Raw genomic sequence first — 22829 nt, 5'->3', positions numbered from 1 at the left:
GGCCGCTATGAGTAATCACGGTTTTTCGCGGAACGAAGCGGTTTCTTGTCGCCGTGACAATGGGAGGAAGGGGAGAGGGACGGGGCAGGGGCGGCTACACTGCTTTTGCCGCCCCTGCCCAGTCCTAAGCGTTAATAATCACGCGGCCTTTTCCAGGTCCTTCTTCCAGTTACCCTTGGCAGCGAGGCTGTTCATCTCGGCGCGGTGGGTGAATTCGCGCTGGCCGGCGGCGACGTTTTCCTGCTTGCCGCTCCAGGCCTTGAGCGCGCTGTCCTGCAGGGCGCGGCCGTAGGAGAAGGTGACGAACCAGGGCAGGCCGCCGGTGGCATTGATCGCCGAAAGGTGGGCTGTTGCTTCTTCGGTCGTCTGGCCACCGGAGAGGAAGGCGATGCCGGGAACGGCTGATGGAACGGTCGCCTTCAACACCTTGACAGTGCGTTCGGCAACTTCCGCGACCGAGGCCTTGCGGGCGTTCTTGCCGTCGATCACCATGTTCGGCTTCAGGATCATGCCTTCGAGGTTGACGCGGGCATCGGCGAGTTCCTCGAAGACGATGCGCAGCGTGAACTCGGTTACTTCGGCGCAGCGGTCGATATTGTGGTCGCCCGGTTTGCCGTCCATCAGGCATTCCGGCTCGACGATCGGAACGATCCCGGCCTCCTGGCAAAGTGCGGCATAACGAGCAAGCGCCTGAGCGTTGGCGCGGACGGAACCGCGGGTCGGCAAGGTCGACGAGATGGCGATGACGCCGCGCCACTTGGCGAAGCGGGCGCCGGCTTCATAATATCTGGCAAGTCGCTCGCCGAGGCCATCGAGGCCTTCGGTGATGGTTTCAGCGGGATATTTGGCCATCGGCTTGGCGCCGGTATCGACCTTGATGCCGGGAATGGCGCCGGCAGCGCGGATGATATCGACGAAAGGCGTGCCGTCCGCGGCCTTCTGGAACAGGGTCTCTTCGAAGAGGATGACGCCGGAGATATATTTCTTCATCGCTTCGTCGGAGCGGAAGAGCATTTCGCGATAGTCGCGCCGGCTGGTTTCGGTCGATTCGAGGTTGATCGCGTCGAAACGCTTCTTGATGGTGGAGGTCGATTCATCGGCGGCGAGCAGTCCCCGGCCGCCCGTAACCATCTGCACTGCAATGTCTTCCACTCGTTCGCTCATTTCGTTCTCTCCACAACAATAAACATCGGCACTTCAGGAATATAGAACGCGGATAACAGAAGTTTATAGGGAGGAAAATGGAAGGCTAAGTCATTGAAACGATTGAATTCAATTCAATCGTTTGAAAGTTGGGATTTTTTTCGTCCTCTGAGCAAAAGACCGCGGAAGCTTCTTTTCTTCCGCGGTCTATCCACATGTAAAATCTGCGAAATCAGTCTTGCGGATTATTTTGCAGCGTTGAGGACCGCGACGCCGGGAAGCTCTTTGCCTTCCATCCATTCGAGGAAGGCGCCGCCGGCGGTCGAAACATAGGTGAAATCGTCGGCAACGCCGGCATGGTTGAGCGCCGAGACCGTATCGCCGCCGCCGGCAACGGAGGTGAGCTTGACGGCCGCAGTACGCCCCGCAGCGTATTTCGCGGCAGCGACGGTTGCGGCATCGAAGGGTTCGATCTCGAAGGCGCCGAGCGGGCCGTTCCAGACCAGGGTTGCGGCGCGCTCGATCCAGGCGTTAATGGCCTCGACGGATTTCGGGCCGACATCGAGCACCATGGCGTCGGCGGGAATGGCGTTGATATCGACCGTCTCGTTGGCGGCGCCTGCCTTGAACTCGCGGGCGATCACGCCATCCTCCGGCAGGATGATGGCGCAGCCGGCGGTGGCGGCCTCGATCATGATCTGCTTGGCGGTTTCGGCGAGATCATGTTCGCAGAGCGACTTGCCGACATTGGTGCCGCGAGCGGCGATGAAGGTATTGGCCATGCCGCCGCCGATGACGAGCGCATCGACCTTCTTCACGAGGTTCATCAAGAGGTCGATCTTGGTGGAGACCTTGGCGCCGCCGACGATCGCGACAACAGGGCGAGCCGGATCGCCGAGACCCTTTTCCAGCGCCTCCAGCTCGGCCTGCATGGTGCGGCCGGCATAGGCCGGCAGGTGGTGGGCAAGCCCCTCGGTCGAGGCATGGGCGCGGTGGGCGGCCGAGAAGGCGTCGTTGACATAAATATCGCCGTTGGCGGCAAGCGCCTTGGTGAAGTCGGGGTCGTTCTTTTCCTCGCCTTTGTGGAAGCGGGTGTTTTCCAGAAGCAGGATATCGCCGTCATTCATCGCAGCAACGGCGGAGGCGGCGGCCTCGCCAATGCAATCGGAGGCCGTCAGCACGGCATGATCAAGCACTTCCTCGACGGAAGGGGCGATCAGCGACAGCGACAGCTCCGGCGAAGGGCCATCCTTCGGCCGGCCAAAATGAGCCAGCAGGATCACCTTGGCACCCTTTTCGGACAATTCCAGGATCGTTGGCGCCACACGCTCGATGCGCGTCGTATCGGTGACCTTGCCGTCTTTCACCGGGACGTTGAGGTCGACGCGGACGAGAACGCGCTTGCCGCGGATGTCGGAAAGATCGTCGAGGGTCTTGAAAGAAGGCATGGGGAGGATCCTGTCGTGGTTGGCGAAAGTTGCGCCGAACATAGCAAGGATCATTCGAGACGCAAGGCGTTCAACGGCCGTTTTCGCGTGTGCCTTCGTCGCGTCCGGCCGGCGCTTTCGGCGTGCTTTCGGAGGCCTTGGTTTCCCGGTTCCGGCGTCCGTTCAGTCGGTCGCGGATGCGCTGGGTGATGTCCTTGAGATTGATGAAGATCGGCAGCGTAATTGCCGGTTCGACTGCTTCGAGCGACATGCCGATGGAGGTGATGTGGTCGTGTTCGTCGAGATCGCGGACGATGAGGATGATCGAGCCGAGGCGGACGCGGTCGGCATAATCGGCCTTGCCGCCGAGGCGCTGCCGCATCAATTCGGCGATCGTCAGGCCCTTTTCGGATTCGTTGAGCAGGCCCGGGCCATAGGCGGCGTCGAGATCGGCGGCGGGGCGGGCGGGGGAGAGCGCGAAGGCTCCGAAGAATTCGGCATCGTCGTCATCCACCGGCGCCCGGCTGGCGAAGAGACGGTCGAGCAGCCGGGAATAGCTCGGCACGATGAAGAGGTAGACAAGATCGTGCTCGCGCAGCCGCCCGGCATATTGGTAGCGCATCGACTTGCCGTCGCGGATGACGAGCGAGGGTGTCGCCCAGCGCGGAATACGCTCGCCGCGCAGCACCGGGCTATCCTTGATGACGCGGTAGGAGAGCAACTCGTGGTTAGCCGCCCCAGGCAGGTCGACCTCGACCTTGTCGACGGCGCCGATGCGCGGCGGAATGATCAGCCCGAGCTTCTTGGCGACGGGCTTGATCGTCCAGCCCTGGAGAAGCAACGAGACCAGCACGATGATGAAGGCGGTGTTGAAATAGATCTGGCCGTTCTCAAGCCCGCCGAGGATCGGCATGATGGCAAGCAGGATGGAGACGGCGCCGCGCAGGCCGACCCAAGCAACGAAGCCGATTTCCTGCTGGGTATAATCGAAAGGAAGCAGTGACAGCCAGACTGCCAACGGTCGGGCGACGAAGATCAGGAACAGAGCGAGCAGGATAGCGGGCACGATGATGACAGGAAATTGCGACGGCGTGGCGAGCAGGCCGAGCACCAGGAACATGATGATCTGCGCCAACCAGGTCATGCCGTCCTGGAAGCGTTTGATAGTTCCGATCGCCTGCATCTTGCGGTTCCCGGCGTAGATGCCGGCGACATAGACGGCGAGGAAGCCGCTGCCGCCGACCGCGCCGGTGAAGGAGAAGACGAGAAGAGCGAGCGCCAGCACGAAGATCGGCGTCAGGCCGCGATCGGTATCGAGCTTGCTGACGATCAGCACGATCATCATGCCGCCGAGCAGGCCGAGAATGACGCCGAGGCCCATCTGCTGCACGAACATGGCGAGCATGCCGATATTGATGCCGGCGTAACGCTCGCCGCTCGCCAGCACCTCGACAAGGGCGATGGTGAGGAAGATCGCCATCGGATCATTGGTGCCGGATTCCACTTCCAGCGTCGAGCGCACCTTGTCGCGGATGTTGATGCCGCCGATGCGCAGCAGGAAGAAGACGGCGGCGGCATCCGTCGATGCGACGATCGAGCCGAGCAGCAGACCTTCCAGCCAGGTGAAATTCAACAGCCACATGGCGGCCAAAGCAAAGAGCGAGGCAGTGATCAGCACACCGACGGAGGCGAGCGCCAGAGAGGGCACGGCCGCCAGCCGAAAGGCCTGCATCGGCGTGCCAAAGCCGGAATCGAAGAGGATCACGGCCAGCGCAATGGAACCGAGAATATAGGCAAGGTAATTGTTGCTGAACTCGATGCCGAGGCCATCGACGCCGGCCGCAAGGCCGATCATCAGGAAGAGCAGCAGCAGGGGGGCGCCGAAACGGAAGGCTAGCAGGCTCGAAAAAGCGGCAAGAAGCACGAGCGCCGTCGAGACCAGCACCACGATATAGAACGCTTCCATGCCCACCCCTTTCCATCGACTGCTTCGCGAACACAGCCGCCCCGGCCGATCCGCCCTATTTCAAACCCTCCCTCACGCGCGATCCATCAGTAAACGGCAAAACGTCAGAGAAGGGTAGGCCTTGCGGCTTAACCTCGTCGCGATGCTGCTTCATGCTGCTGAACGGCTGCCGGACGGCCAACCGACACGGAATGCTACGGGAGAAACTCTCTATAAAGAATGTATAGGAAAATCAGGCGAGAGCAGGGCAAAAGAGACAGGCACGGATTTTTCCTGCCGGTATCTGCGAATGGCAACAGGATAAGACACGCTCCTCCTTTCACGCGGCCCGTTTGCCTTGTCCAATGACGGGACGAATGGATTGCAGGCGCGGATGCGGAGAGTTGGGAAAATGAACGCGGAGATTTTTCGATATCGGGTAGGACATACCGGCGGCCCAGCGAGAGCAGCCGGCTGTCGTCTTGTGCCGGAAGCGACCGGCACTTGCTCTGCTATCCCAACACTGCCTGAAGCATGACGATGGCAAGAAACGAGAGGCCAATGAACGCGGCAACCCAGATGACCAGACGATTAGCCTTTGCCAGCACGGCGGGTCTGACGTCCCGCTTGGGGTGAAATCGCTGCCGCCGTTTGAGGGTGGTGTGGGACAAGCGTTTTTGTGCCTCTACCATTTATCACCTCCACTTGGCTCATTTTAGCCATTGTGCAGCGCTGTGCATTTCCTCAATCTAGCACGCTTGGCCAGCGGATTGCCAACCCGTGATCCATCCTTGCGGCCAGGGAATTCGTCGACGATGGTTTCGCGCAGGGACGCCTATCGAATTCGAACCCGAGGCCGCCTCAACTGCGCCGCCATCCTGTCCTGCGAACGGCGGCGCCATATCGAACCCGTCGCTTCGATATGACGTCGAAACCGGAAAAAGATGCGGATCGGCGGTCAGTCTTCTGTGTCCTCGCCCTCGTCGGTCAGATCCGCGACCGGGACCAGGAACACGACGAACTCGTCCTCGATGGTCCGTTCGGGATCGTCGTCGAATTCATAGGCGTGCTCGACTTCGCTTGCTTCCTCGGTGGTCGCCTTGCGCAAGCTCAGGGCCGCTTTGCGGTCCCACAGGGGCTTGCCTTCGGATTCCAGGATGGTCAGATCGTCGCGAAAGTCTTCCGCCTCGAAGAAATGCGTCGCTTCCTCGTGATTTTCCGAGCGAAAACTGGCAACGGCGCGGCCGGCGATTTCAACGGTAAAGTAATCCATCCATCTCTCTCATTTTCATGCGGACGACAGTGCTGCCGCACGGTATTAGCGTGGCCGCGCCTGGCCGGTGGCCAATGCGCGAGGAAACTGGGCATTTCGAATGTCCAGGGTGATGTATTCTAGCAGATCTCATCCGGGCGATGGACGAAAAGATGCCGGAGCGGTTCAGCTTCTCATCGAAGCGCAGAACCGCTCCAACTTTTTGTTTTTACGCAACTCCGGACGGAAAACCGCTTCGCACTTTTCCTGGAGTTGCTCTGGTGCGGGGAAGGCCGGTTTTGTTCGGAAGGCATGGCAACAAAAAGCGGCCCGGTTTCCCGGGCCGCTTGCATGTCGATGCCTGAAGAGCGCTCAGATGAGCTTGGCGAAAGCGACTGCCGTGTCGGACATGCGGCTGGAGAAGCCCCACTCGTTGTCGTACCAGGACAGGACGCGCACGAAGCTGCCTTCCATGACCTTGGTCTGATCGGTTGCGAAGATCGAGGAGTGGCTGTCGTGGTTGAAGTCACGGGAGACGAGCGGCTCGTCGGTGTAGCCGAGGATGCCCTTCAGCTTGCCGTTTGCAGCAGCCTGGATGGCTTCGTTGATTTCGCCAACGCTGGTCGCCTTCTTGGCGACGAACTTGAAGTCGACGACGGAAACGTTCGGGGTCGGAACGCGGATCGAGGTGCCGTCGAGCTTGCCCTTCAGATGCGGCAGAACGAGGCCGACTGCCTTGGCAGCACCCGTCGAGGTCGGGATCATGGAAAGGGCGGCCGCGCGGGCGCGATACAGGTCCTTGTGCATCGTGTCGAGCGTCGGCTGGTCACCGGTGTAGGAGTGGATGGTCGTCATGAAGCCGTGGTCGATGCCGACGGCGTCGTCGAGAACCTTCACGACCGGCACCAGGCAGTTGGTGGTGCAGGACGCGTTGGAGATGACCAAGTGCTCCTTGGTGAGCTGGTCATGGTTGACGCCGAAGACAACCGTCAGGTCAGCGCCATCGGCGGGCGCCGAGACGATGACGCGCTTGGCACCAGCCGTCAGGTGGGCGGCAGCCTTGTCGCGGGCGGTGAAGATGCCGGTGCATTCCATCGCGATGTCGACCCCGAGTTCGCGGTGCGGAAGCGTTGCCGGATCCTTGATCGCCGTGACCTTGATCGGCTTGCCGTTGCCGACGATGATCGAGTCGCCCTCGACCTTCACCGTTGCCGGGAAGCGGCCGTGGATCGAGTCGTAGCGCAGCAGGTGGGCGTTGGTTTCAACCGGGCCGAGATCGTTGATGGCGACGACTTCGATGTCGGTGCGGCCGGATTCGACGATGGCGCGAAGGACGTTGCGGCCGATGCGGCCGAAACCGTTGATGGCAACCTTGACTGTCATGTTCATTCACTCCCGATAGAGTAGGGCCCGATAGGTGAGGGCCTGGAATTGAGGAGATGGAGAGCGCCTCAAGGCGCTCTCATTAAAGCTTTGCTTCCGCGGCCGCAACGACGGCGTCGGCGGTGATGCCGAAATGCTTGTAGACTTCCTTGACCGGGCCGGAAGCGCCGAAGCTCTTCATGCCGATGAAAGTGCCTTCCGGTCCGATGAACGCATCCCAGCCTTCGCGAACGGCGGCTTCGACGGCAATCTTGACCGGCGAGTTGCCGAGGATTTGCTTGCGATAGGCTTCCGGCTGCTCGAAGAACAGTTCCGTGCAGGGAACCGATACGACGCGGACGGTGACGCCCTTGGCTTCGAGTGCCGTACGAGCCGCAACGGCGATTTCGACTTCGGAGCCGGAGGCGAAGATCGTCACCTTGGCGTCGGCATTGCCGGCGAGCACATAGGCGCCCTGTTCGCAAAGGTTCTTCTCGCTGTATTCGGTGCGAGCCGCCGTCAGGTTCTGACGCGTCAGAGCAAGGCCTGAAGGACGGTTGTGCGTCTTGATGGCGATCTGCCAGCATTCCGCCGTTTCCGTGGCGTCGGCCGGACGGAAGACCATCAGATTCGGGATGGCGCGCAGACCGGCGAGCTGTTCGACGGGCTGGTGCGTCGGGCCGTCTTCGCCGACGCCGATCGAGTCATGCGTCAGGACGTGAATGACGCGGATGCCCATCAGCGACGCAAGGCGGATCGGCGGGCGGCAATAATCCGAGAAGATCAGGAAGCCGCCGCTGTAGGGGATGAGGCCGCCATGGAGCGCAATGCCGTTCATGGCAGACGCCATGCCATGCTCGCGGATGCCCCAATGCATGTAACGACCGGCGAAATCCGTCGGGGTGATCGAATGCATCTGGCTGGTCTTGGTGTTGTTCGACGGAGTCAGGTCGGCGGAGCCGCCGAGCGTTTCCGGCAGGAAGCCGTTGATGACCTCGAGCGCGTCTTCCGAAGCCTTGCGGGTCGCAACCGTCGGCTTGGTCTCGGCGAGCTTCTTCTTGTATGCGCTGATCGCGGCGTCGAAGCCTTCCGGCAGCTCGCCTGCCATGCGGCGGGTGAACTCGGCCCTGGCCGGAGCTTTGGCGAGGCCGTCTTCCCAGGACTTGACGAGCTTGACGGAGCGGGCGCCGGCTGCACGCCAGCTGTCAAGGACATCAGACGGGATGACGAAGGCTTCGGCTTCCCAGTTCAGCGCCTTGCGGGTGGCAGCGATTTCCTCGGCGCCGAGCGGGTTGCCGTGGACCTTGTGGGTGCCCTGCTTGTTCGGGGCGCCAAAGCCGATGATCGTCTTGCAGGCGATGAAGGTCGGGCGGTCGGACTTGTGGGCAGCTTCGATCGCGTCGGCGATGGCGGCCTGATCGTGACCGTCGATCTCGATCGTGTTCCAGTGAACGGCCTTGAAGCGGGCGATCTGATCGGTGGAATCCGACAGCGACACGGCGCCGTCGATGGTGATCGAGTTGTTGTCCCAGAACAGAACGAGCTTGTTGAGCTTCAGGTGGCCGGCGAGCGCGATGGCTTCATGGCTGATGCCCTCCATCAGGCAGCCGTCGCCGCAGATCGCATAGGTATAGTGATCCTGGAGATCGGAGCCGAATTCCTCGCGCAGCTTGCGTTCGGCAATCGCCATGCCGACGGAATTGGCAATACCCTGGCCGAGCGGACCGGTGGTCGTTTCGATGCCGGTCGCGTGACCATATTCCGGATGGCCGGCGGTCTTCGAGCCGAGCTGACGGAACTGCTTCAGATCTTCGATCGTCATGTCAGGATAGCCGGTCAGATACAGCACCGAGTAGAGCAGCATCGAGCCATGGCCGGCCGACAGCACGAAGCGATCGCGGTTCGGCCAGTGCGGCTTCTTCGGATCGAACTTCAGATATTTGGTGAACAGGACCGTTGCCACGTCAGCCATGCCCATCGGCATGCCCGGGTGGCCGGAGTTCGCCTTTTCAACGGCGTCCATGGCGAGAAAACGGATCGCATTCGCCATCCGGTCGTGTTGTTCGGGAGAGGTCATGGCTTTTCCGCAAGTTCCGGGTGTCGGGGGATGGCCTCGAGCCTCCAAGACCATCGAGTGAAAGCGGCAGAGACATAGCAGTTGGGACGGGCAAGTCAATAAATGGCGGGCCAAATCCGGGCGGGCAGCGGCGATTTTTGACATTTGATCGCGCGATTGTACAAATGACGAATTTGATGCGACGAGCATGTGGAAAACGCTCATCCACAGGATAGGCTGGCGGACAAGTGACAGGATTTATTGACGGGCCGTCGGCGAGCTGCATATCCTTTTGAAATCACAGGATCGGCGCGGCGTGCCGATTCGCGGATCCTGCGCGGGAATCGGAAAGACATGATGCCCACAGGCAAAACCATGGAAGCAGCGCTCAACGAATTGAGACAGGCGATTTCGAGCCTCGAAAACGCCGTCGACATGCGCGTCGAGCGGCAGCGCGAGCAGGGCGAGATCGAGGGCGAGGTGCGGCGCGTGCATGCCGACCGCTCCCGGCTGGCGCAGGAGCTCGATCAGGCCGAATTCCGCGCCAACCGGCTGGAAGAGGTCAATCGCGAAGTATCGCGGCGGCTGGTGACGGCGATGGAAACGATCCGCGCAGTTCTGGATCGCTGATAGAAAGAGTTTGGCATGGCGCAGGTGACGGTAACGATCGACGGCAAGGCCTATCGCATGGCCTGCGAGGAAGGGCAGGAGGATCACCTGACCGATCTCGCCACCCGTTTCGACCGCTATGTCGGCCATCTCAAGGACCAGTTCGGCGAAATCGGTGATCTCAGGATCACCGTCATGGCCGGCATCATGATCGTGGACGAGATTGCCGAGCTGACGCGCCGCGTGGCCGGATTGGAATCCGAGCTCGAGTCGCTACGCGGCAATCGCGATACGGTGCTTGCCGCGACCGCCCGGACCGAAGAAAATCTTGCGGCAGCGCTGAGCGAGGTGTCGAGCCGCATCCGCGGCATCACCGACAAGCTGAATGGCCGGTCCGCCCCGGAACTCAATTGATCTCAATTAAATAGGGGCGGCCTTCCGTCGCCACTGGCGCGTCAGCGCAAACAACCTTATATATCGCCATGCGGTCTGCGCCTCTCGACAGGAACCACAATCCCTGGGGCCATACTCGATCCAAAGGGAGCTGTCCCTGGCCAGGCCCGTGGGCCTGGACACACGGCGCCCACCTACGTTTGTAGGCACCCAGGATCGTAAACATCCATCGGTGGTCGTGGATCGCACCCTTCCCTTTTATCGTCGGCCGGGATCCCGGATATGGCGGGCGAACGCGCGGCTTCCGCGTCCGCCCTTGTCAGTGCGCGACTACTTCTTCAGACCTGGAAGGGTGACCTGAAAGACCTGGAACATGGTGTCGACGTCGGCACCGCCGTCCGCCTTGTAGGCTGCACCCACCCGGAAACCATCCTGCGTCAAGAAGTCATTGTCATTGGCGACGAACAGGAAGTAGTCGTCCGGCAGGTTCGGGTCGAGAACGCTCGCAAGCCCCATGGCTTCCCATTTTTCCGACAGATTGTTCTTGTCGTTCGGCGCGCCGTTGTGCAGGCCGAAGCGGGCAAGCTCGGCCTTGTCGTTGAGGTCGATGAAGGGTGTCAGCGTCGCCCCATATCCCCGGCAGACGGTCTATGACGGGATCATGATATCTGGATGACACTTACTTCTCAGTGAAAGTGTCGTGCTGAAGAGGATCTCAGCTTTCGGCTATCCGCATTCCAGCTCGCTGCTCTATCCGACCGGATAGGGCCCTTCGGCAAAGATTTCGTCGTGGTAGCCTTTGGAGCCGATATCCAGTGCCAAGGGGCTTCGCCATTCCCTGTCGTCGCGCAGGCAATCGAGCACGAAACGGAAATCATATCGCGGCTGCCAGCCGAGTTCCCGCCTTGCGCGTTCGTTGACATAGACACGGTCGAGCGCCGGAAACATTTTCCAGCCGCGTGACGCGTAGAGGGCGCCTGCACCCGGGAACAGCCGTTCGACGACATGGGGCGCGTTATGCCTGATCGCGGCAAGATCGCTCGCCGAAAACGGCGTCGTGGCGGAGACGATGTAGCGGCCAAAGCCGATTGCCGGCGCCTTTTCCAGCGCCAGCAGATGGGCGCCGACCACATCGCTGATGTCGACGCGGCGGTGAAGAAGCTCGTTGGCCTGGGCATTCTCCGCCGAATATCTGTTGCGAATGGCGGGGTCGTCGTCGTTTTCGGGAAAGAAACGCGACGTCCTGAGTATGACCACCGGCAGGCCGGATTTGCGGGCAAAGAGTTCGCACAGGCCTTCGGCGGCGAGTTTCGTTACGCCGTAGATGTTTTTTGCGACGGGAAGCACGTCCTCAGTCACCCATGCCGCCGGTTCTCCGGCAACCGGCGTCAATGCCGCGCCGAAGGTGCTGGTGGTGCTGGTGAAGACAAAGCTCGCGACGCCTGCGGCGGTCGCCTCTTCGAGCAGGTGCAGAGTGCCGGCGATATTGGTGTCGAGGAAATCGTAGTTGCCGTGGGTCGCTACATGCGGCTTGTGCAGCGTCGCGGCATGGATGACGTGGCTGATGCCTGACATCGCCTGCCGGACGAAGGCGCGATCACTGATCGAGCCGACCATATCGGTGAAAGCCGAGGGCTTGATATCGATGCCGCGCACCCAGCGGCTTTCCGCCCGCAGGGTTCGCATCAGCGCCTCGCCGAGATGGCCGGCACTTCCCGTCACCAGTATCGTCATCACATCGTCTCCTGACCGTTCGGCGGCGGACGCTATAAAGACTAAGGTTTCCAGACAACGCATAAATTATGCATGGGAATGCAGGAAAGCTGCAGGCTCAGCCGATGGTCGTGACGAGACGGCCGGCGCTGCCATCGGAAAGCATGATCCTTTCCCAGGTCACGCGGCCGGCGGCGATCGGCAGCAGAGCATTGCCGTTGGCGCCGGTATCGAGGGTCAGCGACGAGAGCTTACCCGTGTGCCAACCGTGCTCCTCCAGCGACTGCTCGCGGCGGCGATCTCGGCGGAGGCGTAGGAGAACAGAGAACGGCCGAGAAAGGCGCCGAGCGGCGCCCGCCACTCCGCCTGCCGCGGGCGGGAGGCGGAGAGCAGTCGGTGGGTGCGGTCGCAGATCAGATGCACCGGCCGGACGGAATCCTCGACCAGCCGCTTCAGCGCCGCATCGACTGCTGCATGTCGCGGCGAGGCGAAAATCCGTTCCAGCTTGACCGCCGTTTCGGGTGATAGGGCGAGCTGATCGCGCTCCCAGCGTGAGATCGTCGCTTGGTTGACGCCGAGGAGCTCGGCGAGATGTCCTTGCTTCATGCTGCGCAGCAGCCGCATGCGGCGTATGCCGGCTCCCGATATCGTCATCCGTCTGATCCCGTGCCGTTTTTGCCAGCATAAGGCTTCGGCGGACCGGGCGGCAAGGCGGTTTGACGCCGGGTCATTATTCGGGCTGACCTTCCAGGTCGCCTTTCAGCCGGTCGAGGATAGAGAGCGCATGGCCGGCATAGGCGCTGATCCAGCGGTCATAGATATGCTTGATCGGCAGGCTGTTCAGGTGGTTCCAGCGCTCGCGGCCCTCCTTCCTGGCGATGACCAGGTCGGCCTCCTCCAGCACCTTCAGATGCTGCATCACCGTGCAGCGGTCCATCTGCGGAAACATCTCGCAGAGGGTCCCTGTGGTTCGGGGGGCATCCTTGAGCAGATCGAGGATTTCGCGGCGGCGATGATGCGCCAGCGCCTTGAAGACGGGATCGTCGGTTGATTCGCTTGACATGTTATGTTTTTATAACATAATGAAGCCAAGTACAACGGAAACAACCACAATGGAGAAGAGGAGAAGTGTCATGTCTCTCGGAATCCGCGTTTCCGGCCGCATCGGCCGCCCCGTCGCAGAGGTGTTCGATGCCGTCGTCAATCCGAAGAAGCTCAGCAGCTATTTCACCACGATTGGCGGGGCGAGCGCGCCGCTCGTGAAGGGCACGACGGTGACCTGGTGGAAGGATGCGCCGGTCGAGGTGGTCGAACTGGTGCCGGAAAGTCGCATCGTGCTGCGCTGGGATGGCGGCACCGGCGAGGACGAAGCAAGGTACAAGACGCTGGTCGAGATGAACTTCAAGCCGTTGGAAGACGGCGGCACCTTGGTGACCATTGCCGAGACCGGCTGGCGCGAAGACAATGCAGGCCGGCGCGGCACCTATCTCAACTGCGAAGGCTGGACGCAGATGCTTTGCTGCATGAAGGCTTTTGTCGAATATGGCATCAATCTGCGCGAGGGCATGTTCCTCAGCGAAATGAAGGGTGAGCCGGCCAGCGCGCCGGACATTTGACAGGACGTCGGTCTCAAGGAGGTCAGTGGCGCAATCGTCGCATTCGCCAATATCACCGAGACTTCGCTTGCCTGTCACACTGCGGGTGCTAATTTCCGGATTCGATACTTCATTTCGGTTTCCAGGAGATTCATTATGCAGCTTGGCATGGTTGGTTTGGGCCGCATGGGCAATTATATGGTCCAGCGCTTGATGCGAGGCGGTCACGAATGCGTCGTCTACGACGCCAGGCCGGAAAGCGTTGCCGAGCTCGCAGGCCTCGGTGCGACCGGCAGTGCTTCGCTCCAGGAATTCGTCTCGAAGCTCACCCATCCACGCGCCATCTGGCTGATGCTGCCGGCGGCGATCGTCGACAAGGTGCTGGCGAGCCTGGTGCCGCTGCTTGAGAATGGCGATATCGTCATTGACGGCGGAAACTCTTATTACCATGACGACATCCGCCGCGGCGCCGACCTCATCACCAAGGGCATCCACTATGTCGATGTCGGCACAAGCGGCGGCGTCTTCGGCCTCGAGCGCGGCTATTGCCTGATGATCGGCGGCGAGAAGGGTATCGTCGAACACCTTTCCCCGATCTTCGCGACGCTGGCACCCGGCGTCGGCAAGACGGAAGCCTCGCCGAACCGGAGCGTTGAAGCGGCTGCGGCCAGCACCGCGGAGCAGGGTTACCTGCATTGCGGTCCGCATGGCGCCGGTCATTTCGTCAAGATGGTGCATAACGGCATCGAATATGGCCTGATGGCCGCCTATGCCGAAGGCATCAACATCCTGAAACACGCCAATATCGGCGCAGCCTCGCATGAGACCGATGCGGAAACCGCGCCGCTCGCCCATCCGGAACATTTCCAATACGACTTCAACCTTCAGGATGTCGCCGAAGTCTGGCGCCGCGGCAGCGTCATCACCTCCTGGCTGCTCGATCTCACGGCCGATGCGCTGCATGCTGACCCCGCACTATCGAAATATGCCGGCCGCGTTTCGGACAGCGGCGAAGGCCGCTGGACGATCATGGCGGCAATCGACGAAAGCGTGCCGACGCCGGTGCTGAGCGCTGCGCTCTACGGTCGCTTCTCCTCGCGCGACAATGACGAATTCGCCAACAAGGTGCTGTCGGCGATGCGTGCGGGCTTCGGCGGCCACGTGGAAAAACCGGCCGCGAAATCCTGAAGGCAAGCGACTTCACTCACCGTTCCGACAAAGCCGTCATCCTGACGTAGCGAGCGCAGTGCTTCGTTTCGAGGAGGCGGCGACGTTTGCCTTTACTAGCCATCGGTATGGTTTCCCTACTGCTTGCTGGCGGCAACGGTCGCGAGTATCCATTGCAAAATGTCGGCGCTGCTTTGCACAAGCGACCGACATTTCATTGGAGGCGGTCATGGAGCGTGGCATGGCAGGGGGCCTGAAGGCCGTCATATCAGGCATACTGGCATTGCTTGCGTTTTTTTCGGCGGTTTCGCCTGTCTTTTCCCAGACGCCACCGGCGCAAGTGCCGGCCGCGGCCGCCCCGCCGGCCGAAGTGCGTCAGATGATGGAGCTCATGCAGACTCCTCAGGTCAAACAATGGATGTCGACGCAAATGGCGACGGTGCCCGCGAGCGATTCGGCGGCCAGCGACCAGATGTCGGTGCTGTCAGGTCTGCTCCAGCACGCTCGCCGGCACGTCTCGATGGTCTCCGACGCGGCGATGACGCTGCCCTCGCAGGTCGGCCATGCTTCCTCGCTGTTCTTCGGTGAAATCGCCGCCACCGGATGGTCGCGCATGGTGGCGCAGTTTCTGGCGATTTTCCTGCTCGGCACCATCGTCGAGCGCATTGCCCGCTATGCCTTCCGCCGCCGCCGTCAGGCGGCGCAGATGGCGGGCATGCATCTCGCCCCGCGCGTCATACCGGCGCTGATCTTCGCAGTGGCGACGGCGCTTGCTCTTCTCAGCGTCAGTTGGCCGACGGTCAGCCAGAGCATCGCGATCGTTTGCGTTGTCGCGCTTGTGGTCCAGCGCTTCACGATTTGTCTCGGCGGCGTACTGGTCGATCTCATCGGGCTTGCGCGGGTGGAGGAAGAACGGCAGGGTATCACTGATCCGATCATGCCGGCGCGCGCGGTTGCATTCTTCTGGTATCGGCGCTGTGCGACTTTCGTCATCTATTTCATTTTCGGCTGGGCGGTGATCCAGTCGATGGAGCCGCTCGGTTATTCCCCGAGTGTGCGGCTCCTCGTCGGCTACATCCTGGGCATCGGCCTGCTGCTGATCGCCATCGAGGCGGTCTGGTCGCGGCCGCACAAGGACGAGAAGCGTGGTCACGGGACCTCCTGGGCGCTCACCGTCTATTTCCTGTTGCTCTGGGGTCTCTGGGTCGCAGGCTTCAACTGGCTGCTCTGGCTCGGCATTTACGTGCTGCTGCTGCCGCGCGTGCTTGCCGTCTCGACGATTGCGGTAAAATCGCTGCAGCAGACCGAAGCGAGCTTCCTTGCCACGCGCCGCATTGCAGCCGTGCTGCTCGACCGCGGCGTGCGGGCGCTGATCATTGCCGTTGCCGCCATCTGGCTTGGGCATATGCTCGGCGTCGGCGCCGATACCATGGCCGCGGGCGAAACGATGATCGACAAGATCGCCCGCGGCGTGATCGGCGGCATCGTCATCCTGCTTGCCGCCGATCTGCTCTGGCATGTCATCAAGGCCTATATCGACGGCAAACTGCTCGATTCATCCGTAGATGGCGGAGCAACGGATGAGGAAAAGGCCAAACGCGCGCGGATACAGACGCTGCTGCCGATCTTCCGCAATATTCTCGCCGTCGTGATCGCCGTCATTGCCGTTCTGATGGTGCTCTCCGGCCTCGGTATCGAGATCGGGCCGCTGATCGCCGGCGCCGGTGTCGTCGGCGTCGCAGTCGGTTTCGGCGCGCAGACGATCGTCAAAGACGTCATCAGCGGCATGTTCTATCTCTGGGACGATGCCTTCCGCATCGGCGAATATATCGAAAGCGGCAGCCACAAGGGCGTGGTCGAGGCCTTCAGCCTACGCTCGGTGAAGCTCAGGCATCATCGCGGGCCGCTGACGACGGTACCCTTCGGTGAACTCGGCGCAGTGAAGAACCTCAATCGCGACTGGACGATCGACAAGATCAGCCTCAACGTCAAATACGACACCGATCTCGTCAAGGCGAAGAAGGTGATCAAGCAGATCGGGCAGACGCTGCTCGAAAATCCGGAATTCGGTCCTCATATCATCGAGACGCTGAAGATGAAGGGTGTCGAGCAGTTCGGCGAATTCGCGATCGAAATCCGGCTGTCGATGATGACGAAGCCTGGCGAGCAATTCGTCATCCGCCGCAATGCGCTGGCGATGATCCGCAATGCCTTCCAGGAAAACGGTATCGAATTCGCCGTGCCGACGGTGCAGGTGGCAGGCGATCGCGACGCGGAGGTGGATGCTGCCGTCGCGCGCTACGCCGCCCATGCGCGGGCGGGCGGCGAGCCGGCGGCGTGAACCGCCTCACATCGCGCCGGCGGCTGCGATCAGCAGGCCGCCGATGATCGCCATGTTGGTTTTCCAGGTATTGATCGCGCTGTCGCGTGCCGTTCCCTGCATGTCCCAGAAATTCAGCAGCATGACGGTGGCGGCCAGCGTGAAGATGATGAGACCGAATGCCGCTGCCGCGACAAAAAGGCCGAGCATCAGCAGGATGCCGGCGACGATCTGGAATATGCTGCCCAAGACCAGCACCCATTTTGCAAAAGGAACGCCGCGGGTTTCGATCGCCTCGGTCAGCGGTACGATAACGAAAAAATGATGAATGCCGCCAGCGACATAGAGGCCGCCCAGCAGCAGACGTCCGACGGCAAGCATCACGAAGGCCGGACCATCCTGCATATCGAACCATTCTCCCGCGTCTCAATTCTCCGTCGAGCGCAAGGCTCTTCCGAAGCTTACTAAAATGCAATGCGCCGCGACGCCTGCCAGCGCAAATTCGCCCCAATTGAGGATGATGGAGGCGCAGGCGGCGGGGCTGGGGTAGCGGCGGCATGGCTTCATAGAGCTTATATGCCTCGCATGTTACGTCTTTCGAAATGATTCCCGCCAAGCTGGAAGTTGCAGCAGGGTACGAGATGTCGGGGCACGGCAATTTGGAAGAGATGGAAGAAACGGACGGGTTTTCTTTTCGCGGGCTTTTCAGGCGTTACAGAACGCCGTTGATGGCAGCCGCGTCACTGGTGGTCTTCTGCCTCGTCGGTTACGCGATTATGCAGCTTACCAACGAGGTGCGTTATGACGACGTCGTCGGTGCGCTGGCGGCGACCAGGCCGAGCGCGGTCCTGCTTGCGCTGTTCTTCACGGCGCTCAGTTTCCTCTCGCTGATCTTCTACGATCTCAACGCCATCGAGTACATCGGCAAGAAGCTGCCCTTTCCGCATGTGGCGCTGACGGCGTTCAGCGCCTATGCCGTCGGCAATACTGCCGGTTTCGGTGCGCTTTCGGGCGGCGCGATCCGCTACCGCGCCTATACGCGCCTCGGGCTCTCGCCGGAGGATATCGGCCGAATCATCGCCTTCGTCACGCTGTCCTTCGGACTGGGTCTTGCGGGCGTCGCGGCGATCGCCCTCATCGTCATCGCCGACGAAATCGGCCCGCTCGTCGGCGTGAGCCCCTTCCTTCTGCGGCTGATCGCCGGTTCGATCGTCGCCATTCTGGGCGCGGTGATGATTATCGGCCGTGACGGGCGTGTGCTCGATCTTGGCCCCGTCGCAATCCGCTTGCCGGATTCGCGTACCTGGTCGCGCCAGTTCCTCGTGACCGCCTTCGATATCGCCGCCTCGGCGTCGGTGCTCTACGTGCTGCTGCCGCAGACGGCAATCGGCTGGCCGGTCTTCCTCGCCGTCTATGCGATCGCCGTCGGTCTCGGCGTGCTCAGCCATGTTCCGGCCGGGCTCGGCGTGTTCGAGACCGTGATCATCGCCTCGCTCGGCAGCGCGGTGAACATCGATGCCGTGCTCGGATCGCTGGTGCTCTACAGGCTGGTCTACCATGTGCTGCCGCTGTTGATCGCCGTGCTCGCGGTCTCGGCGGCGGAGCTGCGTCGTTTCGTCGACCATCCGGCCGCCTCCAGTATGCGACGTATCGGCGGGCGACTGATGCCGCAGCTGCTGTCGGCTCTCGCGCTGCTGCTCGGCGTCATGCTGGTGTTTTCGAGCGTCACGCCGACGCCGGACCAGAACCTCGAATTCCTCTCCAACTATCTGCCGCTGCCGATGGTCGAAGGGGCACATTTCCTCTCCAGCCTGCTGGGGCTGGCGCTCGTCGTCGCCGCGCGCGGCCTCGGCCAGCGGCTCGACGGCGCCTGGTGGGTGGCCGTGTTCTCGGCGCTTGCTGCGTTGACTTTGTCGCTGCTGAAGGCGATCGCGCTCGTCGAAGCCACTTTTCTCGCCTTCCTCATCTTCGGGCTCTTCGTCAGCCGCCGGCTCTTTACCCGCCAGGCCTCGCTGCTCAACCAGGCGCTGACTGCGTCCTGGTTGATGGCGATCGCCGTGATCGTCGTCGGCGCCGTCGTCATCCTGCTCTTCGTCTATCGCGACGTCGAATACAGCAACCAGCTCTGGTGGCAGTTCGAATTTACGGCCGAAGCGCCGCGCGGGCTGCGCGCCGTACTCGGCATCACCATCATCTCGTCGGCGATCGCCGTCTTCAGCCTGCTCCGGCCGGCGAGCTTCCGGCCGGAGCAGGCGACGGACGAGGCGCTGGTGCGTGCCGTCGAGATCGTCATGAAGCAGGGCAACGCCGATGCCAATCTGGTGCGCATGGGCGACAAGAGCATCATGTTTTCGGAAAACGGCGACGCCTTCATCATGTATGGCCGGCAGGGCCGCTCCTGGATCGCGCTGTTCGATCCGGTCGGCGACCATCGCGCCGTGCAGGAACTCGTCTGGCGTTTCGTCGAAGCGGCGCGTGCCGCCGGCTGCCGGGCCGTGTTCTACCAGATATCGCCGGCGTTGCTGTCCCATTGCGCCGATGCGGGCCTTCGCGCCTTCAAGCTCGGCGAACTGGCGGTGGCCGATCTCAGGACCTTCGAGATGAAGGGCGGCAAATGGGCGAACCTTCGCCAGACGGCAAGCCGCGCCCAGCGCGACGGGCTGGAATTCGCCGTCGTCGAACCGCAGGACGTGTCTTCCGTCATCGATGATCTAGCCGCCGTTTCGACGGCCTGGCTCGAGCTTCACAATGCCAAGGAAAAGGGCTTCTCGCTCGGCGCCTTCGATTCCGATTATGTCTCCTCGCAGCCGGTCGGCATCCTGAAAAAGGACGGCAGGATCGTCGCCTTCGCCAATATCCTCGTGACCGAATCCAGACAGGAGGGCACGATCGATCTCATGCGCTTCTCGCCGGACGCGCCGAAAGGCTCGATGGATTTTCTCTTCGTGCAGATCATGGAATATCTGCGAGGGCAGGGTTTTACCCACTTCAATCTCGGCATGGCGCCGCTCTCCGGCATGTCGAAACGCGAGGCGGCGCCCGTCTGGGACCGCATCGGCAGCACCGTCTTCGAACACGGCGAGCGCTTCTATAACTTCAAAGGCCTTCGGGCATTCAAATCCAAGTTTCATCCGCACTGGCAACCGCGCTATCTTGCGGTCTCCGGAGGGGGCAATCCGATGATCGCGTTGATGGACGCGACATTTCTGATTGGGGGCGGATTGAAAGGGGTAGTGAGAAAATGATCAGGACAATCCTTCTTGCCACGGCATGCGCCTGCATGCTCGCGGCCGCACCCGCTGATGCCGCCGAGGAAACCACGCAAAGCTTCGAAACCGGGCTCATCCCGTCGCCGCACATCTTCCTGCCGGAAGGGGAGGTGAAGGGCACGGTGATGCTGATCTCGGATGCCGCCGGCTGGGGCGACTATGAGAAGGCCGAAGCCGACAGGTTGGTCGCCGAAGGCGCCGTCGTCATCGGCGTCGACTTTCCATCCTATATCCAGGCGCTCAGCCGGTACGACGTCAGCCTCAACGACGGCTGTGTCTACATGGTGTCGGACATCGAATCGCTCAGCCAGCAGGTGCAGCGCGCGACCGGCAACAACGCCTATCACCTGCCAATCGTCGCCGGCATCGGCGAGGGCGGGGCCTTGGCGCTGGCGATCGCCGCGCAAACGCCGGATGCGACGATCGGCCAGACACTTGCCGTTAATCCGGTCGCCGGCATTCCGCTTGCCCAGGCGCTTTGCACGCCGGCGTCCAAGCAAGTGGTCGGCGAACGCACCGTATATGGCCTCAGCGACGGCGTCCTGCCGGACCCGATCATTACCGTCTTCACGCCTGATGCCAACAAGGATGGCCGGGCACATGCCGAGGCGCTGAAGAAGGCCCATGACGCGATCGAGATCCGCGACTCCACCGACGATGCGCAGACGGCGTTTGCCGATACCCTCGACGATCTCGTCACTGCCTCCGGCGCCTTCGGCAACCCGCTTGGCCTGCCGCTGGCTGTGCTCGAGGCAACGCCCGCCTTCGATACGATGGCGGTGATCTATTCTGGCGACGGCGGCTGGCGCGACATCGACAAGGAGGTCGGCGGCACGCTGCAGAAGGAAGGTATTCCGGTCGTCGGCGTCGATTCGCTCCACTATTTCTGGTCGGAGCGCAAGCCGGAGGAGACCGCCGCCGATCTTTCGAAGATCATCGATTTCTACCGCAAGCAGTGGAAGGTGAAGCATGTGCTGCTCGTCGGTTATTCCTTCGGTGCCGATGTCGTGCCCGCCACCTACCAGCTCCTCAAGCCAGCCGAAAAGTCGGCGGTGGCGCAATTGTCGCTGCTGTCGCTTTCGCACGAAGTCGACTACGTCATCTCCGTTCTCGGCTGGCTTGGCCAGAAGACGGAAGGCGCGGGAGGCGATCCCGTCGGCGACCTGAAGAACATCGATCCGAAGCTCGTGCAATGCATCTACGGCAAGGACGACGATGACGATGTCGCCTGTCCGGCGCTGAAAGATAGCGGCGCCGAGGTCATCGAACTGCCCGGCGATCATCACTTCGACGAGAATTACGACCTTCTCACGAAGACGATCATCGACGGGTTGAAGAGACGGCTGCAGGACTAAAGCGCAGCGCGTCCGATAGGACGCGCTAAGGACGCTTTAACACTTTGAAATCAGCGCATCAGCGTTTCTTCGTTCCAGCCGAGCGCGGTGAGTTCCGTGCCACGATACCGCGCATCGTCGGCAACGATGAATTCGTCGAGTTGCGGCGGAGCGACGCTGGTGCCGGAGAGCATAGCATGCACCTGGCCGCGATGATGGGTCTGATGCTGGAAGAGGTGGCCGAGCACGTCTTCCATCCGCTCTTCTTGGATGCGGGCGCGGCGATGGAGGCTGATGGTTGAGGTGAGCCTCTGCGGCGTCAGGGCCTCGCAAAGTGCCACCAGGCGCTGATCGACCTTCGCCTGTGCTTCTGCCAGCGAGGAAACGTCATCGAATGGTTCGTCGGCCTCGAAGGCCTTGAGCCCGAGCGTGCCGCCTTCCAGACCGTCGACATAGAACCAGTCAACCGTGATGATATGGTTCAAGGTTTCCTTGATCGAGGGGAAGAAGCTTGTGCGCGGCGCTTCGAATTCGCCGGGCTTCAATGTCGCGCAGGCCTGAAGCAGCCGGCGGTTGGCAAGGGCGTTGTTATAGGCAAGTTTGCGGAATGGCCTGACAGGATCGAAGGTCGGCATCGGCGCATCTCCTCTTTAAGCGCTTTTGGCTACAGCGCCGCGCGCCTTTTGAGGCGCGCAAAGGACGCTGTAACACCTTGAATTGCTTGCATCAGTTCTTGTCATCGAGATCGCCGTCCCGCCAGACGAGATGACGTGGCGCAATGGGCAGGCTCTCGATTTCATCGGCGATGAAATAGGGCGGGATGTCGAGTGTGGTCAGGGCACTACGCGTTGCCGGCACCCATTTGAATTCGAGATAGTTGTCTCCGTCCTCGATCCGATGGATGATTTCGCCCGGCCGGAAGGGGAATTCCGCCGGGATGTCCATCAGATAATACAGGCCGAGTTCATGCCAGTCGCGCTGTTCGTAGTGGAAAAAATTCTCGACGATCCACAGCAGGCGGAAGACAGTGACTTCGACGCCCAGTTCCTCCACCATCTCTCGTTTGAGCGTTTCCTCCGACGTCTCGCCGATTTCCGCCCTGCCGCCTGGAAAGGTCCAGAAGGGTTCATGCACGGCGCGATGGACGAGCACGTGGCCATCGCGAAAGCCGAGGCCGGCGATGCGATAGTTGAAACGCTCAGCGCCCGCATTCAGGCGGATGAGAGTGCGCTTGGTCATGCCAT

General features: G+C 61.6%; 19 protein-coding genes, 1 other RNA gene and 2 pseudogenes. 8 read left to right on the top strand and 14 right to left on the bottom strand.

Annotated features, from left to right (window positions below):
• Positions 1-138: 138 nt before the first annotated feature.
• From U5G49_RS18125 to tkt, 7 genes are all read right to left on the bottom strand, one after another.
• Positions 139-1164: a class I fructose-bisphosphate aldolase gene (locus U5G49_RS18125; protein WP_018243473.1), complete on the bottom strand. Its 1026-nt coding sequence runs from the start codon at positions 1162-1164 to the stop codon at positions 139-141.
• A 224-nt stretch (positions 1165-1388) separates the two neighbouring features.
• Positions 1389-2591, bottom strand: a complete 1203-nt coding sequence (locus tag U5G49_RS18120; RefSeq protein WP_193444264.1) for a phosphoglycerate kinase — start codon at positions 2589-2591, stop codon at positions 1389-1391.
• Between the two features lie 70 nt (positions 2592-2661).
• On the bottom strand, positions 2662-4536 hold the full coding sequence (locus tag U5G49_RS18115; protein ID WP_193444263.1) for a potassium/proton antiporter: 1875 nt from the start codon (positions 4534-4536) through the stop codon (positions 2662-2664).
• 491 nt (positions 4537-5027) lie between these two features.
• Entirely contained in the window at positions 5028-5207 is a 180-nt protein-coding gene (locus tag U5G49_RS18110; RefSeq protein ID WP_018445937.1) for a hypothetical protein, read from the bottom strand.
• Between the two features lie 266 nt (positions 5208-5473).
• Complete coding sequence (locus U5G49_RS18105) at positions 5474-5788, bottom strand: hypothetical protein (protein ID WP_018243469.1); 315 nt, start codon at positions 5786-5788, stop codon at positions 5474-5476.
• 351 nt (positions 5789-6139) lie between these two features.
• Entirely contained in the window at positions 6140-7150 is a 1011-nt protein-coding gene (gap, locus tag U5G49_RS18100; RefSeq protein ID WP_026188518.1) for a type I glyceraldehyde-3-phosphate dehydrogenase, read from the bottom strand.
• Positions 7151-7232: 82 nt separating this feature from the next.
• Positions 7233-9206, bottom strand: coding sequence for a transketolase (gene tkt, locus U5G49_RS18095; protein ID WP_113543669.1), 1974 nt, complete (start codon positions 9204-9206; stop codon positions 7233-7235).
• A gap of 333 nt (positions 9207-9539) precedes the next feature.
• Here tkt and U5G49_RS18090 point away from each other — a divergent pair, with 333 nt between their 5' ends.
• The 3 genes from U5G49_RS18090 (at position 9540) to ssrS (ending at position 10436) form a co-directional block, all read left to right on the top strand.
• Entirely contained in the window at positions 9540-9815 is a 276-nt protein-coding gene (locus U5G49_RS18090; RefSeq protein WP_012758879.1) for a DUF4164 domain-containing protein, read from the top strand.
• 15 nt (positions 9816-9830) lie between these two features.
• Entirely contained in the window at positions 9831-10208 is a 378-nt protein-coding gene (locus U5G49_RS18085) for a cell division protein ZapA (protein WP_018243466.1), read from the top strand.
• Positions 10209-10277: 69 nt separating this feature from the next.
• Positions 10278-10436, top strand: a non-coding RNA gene (ssrS, locus tag U5G49_RS18080) — 6S RNA.
• Positions 10437-10517: 81 nt separating this feature from the next.
• Here ssrS and U5G49_RS18075 read toward each other — a convergent pair.
• From U5G49_RS18075 to U5G49_RS18060, 4 genes and pseudogenes are all read right to left on the bottom strand, one after another.
• Positions 10518-10814: pseudogene (locus tag U5G49_RS18075) on the bottom strand (esterase-like activity of phytase family protein); the annotation flags it as partial.
• A gap of 123 nt (positions 10815-10937) precedes the next feature.
• Positions 10938-11921, bottom strand: coding sequence for an NAD-dependent epimerase/dehydratase family protein (locus U5G49_RS18070; RefSeq protein ID WP_166480849.1), 984 nt, complete (start codon positions 11919-11921; stop codon positions 10938-10940).
• Positions 11922-12018: 97 nt separating this feature from the next.
• Positions 12019-12554: pseudogene (locus tag U5G49_RS18065) on the bottom strand (helix-turn-helix transcriptional regulator).
• A gap of 76 nt (positions 12555-12630) precedes the next feature.
• Entirely contained in the window at positions 12631-12963 is a 333-nt protein-coding gene (locus U5G49_RS18060) for an ArsR/SmtB family transcription factor (protein ID WP_112904944.1), read from the bottom strand.
• Between the two features lie 70 nt (positions 12964-13033).
• Between U5G49_RS18060 and U5G49_RS18055 the strand changes: the two genes are divergently transcribed.
• From U5G49_RS18055 to U5G49_RS18045, 3 genes are all read left to right on the top strand, one after another.
• Positions 13034-13516 carry an SRPBCC domain-containing protein gene (locus tag U5G49_RS18055; RefSeq protein ID WP_130758973.1) on the top strand — a complete coding sequence of 161 codons (483 nt, stop codon included), beginning with the start codon at positions 13034-13036 and terminating at the stop codon, positions 13514-13516.
• Positions 13517-13651: 135 nt separating this feature from the next.
• Positions 13652-14683, top strand: a complete 1032-nt coding sequence (gene gnd, locus U5G49_RS18050; RefSeq protein WP_018243460.1) for a phosphogluconate dehydrogenase (NAD(+)-dependent, decarboxylating) — start codon at positions 13652-13654, stop codon at positions 14681-14683.
• Positions 14684-14891: 208 nt separating this feature from the next.
• Positions 14892-17003 carry a mechanosensitive ion channel family protein gene (locus U5G49_RS18045; RefSeq protein WP_193444262.1) on the top strand — a complete coding sequence of 704 codons (2112 nt, stop codon included), beginning with the start codon at positions 14892-14894 and terminating at the stop codon, positions 17001-17003.
• A gap of 6 nt (positions 17004-17009) precedes the next feature.
• On the opposite strand, the gene U5G49_RS18040 is transcribed toward U5G49_RS18045, so the two are convergent.
• Positions 17010-17387, bottom strand: a complete 378-nt coding sequence (locus U5G49_RS18040) for a DoxX family protein (protein ID WP_018445930.1) — start codon at positions 17385-17387, stop codon at positions 17010-17012.
• Positions 17388-17623: 236 nt separating this feature from the next.
• Between U5G49_RS18040 and mprF the strand changes: the two genes are divergently transcribed.
• Both mprF and U5G49_RS18030 read left to right on the top strand, forming a co-directional pair.
• On the top strand, positions 17624-20227 hold the full coding sequence (gene mprF / locus U5G49_RS18035) for a bifunctional lysylphosphatidylglycerol flippase/synthetase MprF (RefSeq protein WP_193444261.1): 2604 nt from the start codon (positions 17624-17626) through the stop codon (positions 20225-20227).
• Entirely contained in the window at positions 20224-21606 is a 1383-nt protein-coding gene (locus U5G49_RS18030) for a virulence factor family protein (protein ID WP_018243456.1), read from the top strand. Before mprF ends, U5G49_RS18030 begins: the two co-directional genes overlap by 4 nt.
• 50 nt (positions 21607-21656) lie before the next feature.
• Here the strand turns inward: U5G49_RS18030 and U5G49_RS18025 are convergent, their stop codons facing one another.
• Positions 21657-22220, bottom strand: a complete 564-nt coding sequence (locus U5G49_RS18025) for a DinB family protein (protein WP_193444260.1) — start codon at positions 22218-22220, stop codon at positions 21657-21659.
• A 91-nt stretch (positions 22221-22311) separates the two neighbouring features.
• The gene (locus U5G49_RS18020) at positions 22312-22824 is read right to left on the bottom strand and encodes an NUDIX hydrolase (protein WP_018243454.1); all 513 of its coding nucleotides are present in this window, start codon (positions 22822-22824) and stop codon (positions 22312-22314) included.
• Positions 22825-22829: the final 5 nt, after the last annotated feature.

Source organism: Rhizobium indigoferae (assembly GCF_034554815.1).
GTDB classification, from domain to species: domain Bacteria; phylum Pseudomonadota; class Alphaproteobacteria; order Rhizobiales; family Rhizobiaceae; genus Rhizobium; species Rhizobium leguminosarum.
This window is presented reverse-complemented; position numbering and strand designations above follow the sequence as displayed.

Bases quoted from the DNA above. Each gene is read 5' to 3' on its own strand.
- U5G49_RS18055 (WP_130758973.1), top strand. From the start codon at position 13,034: ATGTCTCTCGGAATCCGCGTTTCCGGCCGCATCGGCCGCCCCGTCGCA.
- U5G49_RS18045 (WP_193444262.1), top strand. From the start codon at position 14,892: ATGGAGCGTGGCATGGCAGGGGGCCTGAAGGCCGTCATATCAGGCATA.
- U5G49_RS18120 (WP_193444264.1), bottom strand. From the start codon at position 2,591: ATGCCTTCTTTCAAGACCCTCGACGATCTTTCCGACATCCGCGGCAAG.
- U5G49_RS18025 (WP_193444260.1), bottom strand. From the start codon at position 22,220: ATGCCGACCTTCGATCCTGTCAGGCCATTCCGCAAACTTGCCTATAAC.
- tkt (WP_113543669.1), bottom strand. From the start codon at position 9,206: ATGACCTCTCCCGAACAACACGACCGGATGGCGAATGCGATCCGTTTT.
- U5G49_RS18060 (WP_112904944.1), bottom strand. From the start codon at position 12,963: ATGTCAAGCGAATCAACCGACGATCCCGTCTTCAAGGCGCTGGCGCAT.
- U5G49_RS18090 (WP_012758879.1), top strand. From the start codon at position 9,540: ATGATGCCCACAGGCAAAACCATGGAAGCAGCGCTCAACGAATTGAGA.
- U5G49_RS18085 (WP_018243466.1), top strand. From the start codon at position 9,831: ATGGCGCAGGTGACGGTAACGATCGACGGCAAGGCCTATCGCATGGCC.
- U5G49_RS18030 (WP_018243456.1), top strand. From the start codon at position 20,224: ATGATCAGGACAATCCTTCTTGCCACGGCATGCGCCTGCATGCTCGCG.
- mprF (WP_193444261.1), top strand. From the start codon at position 17,624: ATGTCGGGGCACGGCAATTTGGAAGAGATGGAAGAAACGGACGGGTTT.
- U5G49_RS18110 (WP_018445937.1), bottom strand. From the start codon at position 5,207: ATGGTAGAGGCACAAAAACGCTTGTCCCACACCACCCTCAAACGGCGG.
- U5G49_RS18125 (WP_018243473.1), bottom strand. From the start codon at position 1,164: ATGAGCGAACGAGTGGAAGACATTGCAGTGCAGATGGTTACGGGCGGC.
- U5G49_RS18105 (WP_018243469.1), bottom strand. From the start codon at position 5,788: ATGGATTACTTTACCGTTGAAATCGCCGGCCGCGCCGTTGCCAGTTTT.
- U5G49_RS18020 (WP_018243454.1), bottom strand. From the start codon at position 22,824: ATGACCAAGCGCACTCTCATCCGCCTGAATGCGGGCGCTGAGCGTTTC.
- gnd (WP_018243460.1), top strand. From the start codon at position 13,652: ATGCAGCTTGGCATGGTTGGTTTGGGCCGCATGGGCAATTATATGGTC.
- U5G49_RS18040 (WP_018445930.1), bottom strand. From the start codon at position 17,387: ATGCAGGATGGTCCGGCCTTCGTGATGCTTGCCGTCGGACGTCTGCTG.
- U5G49_RS18115 (WP_193444263.1), bottom strand. From the start codon at position 4,536: ATGGAAGCGTTCTATATCGTGGTGCTGGTCTCGACGGCGCTCGTGCTT.
- gap (WP_026188518.1), bottom strand. From the start codon at position 7,150: ATGACAGTCAAGGTTGCCATCAACGGTTTCGGCCGCATCGGCCGCAAC.
- U5G49_RS18070 (WP_166480849.1), bottom strand. From the start codon at position 11,921: ATGACGATACTGGTGACGGGAAGTGCCGGCCATCTCGGCGAGGCGCTG.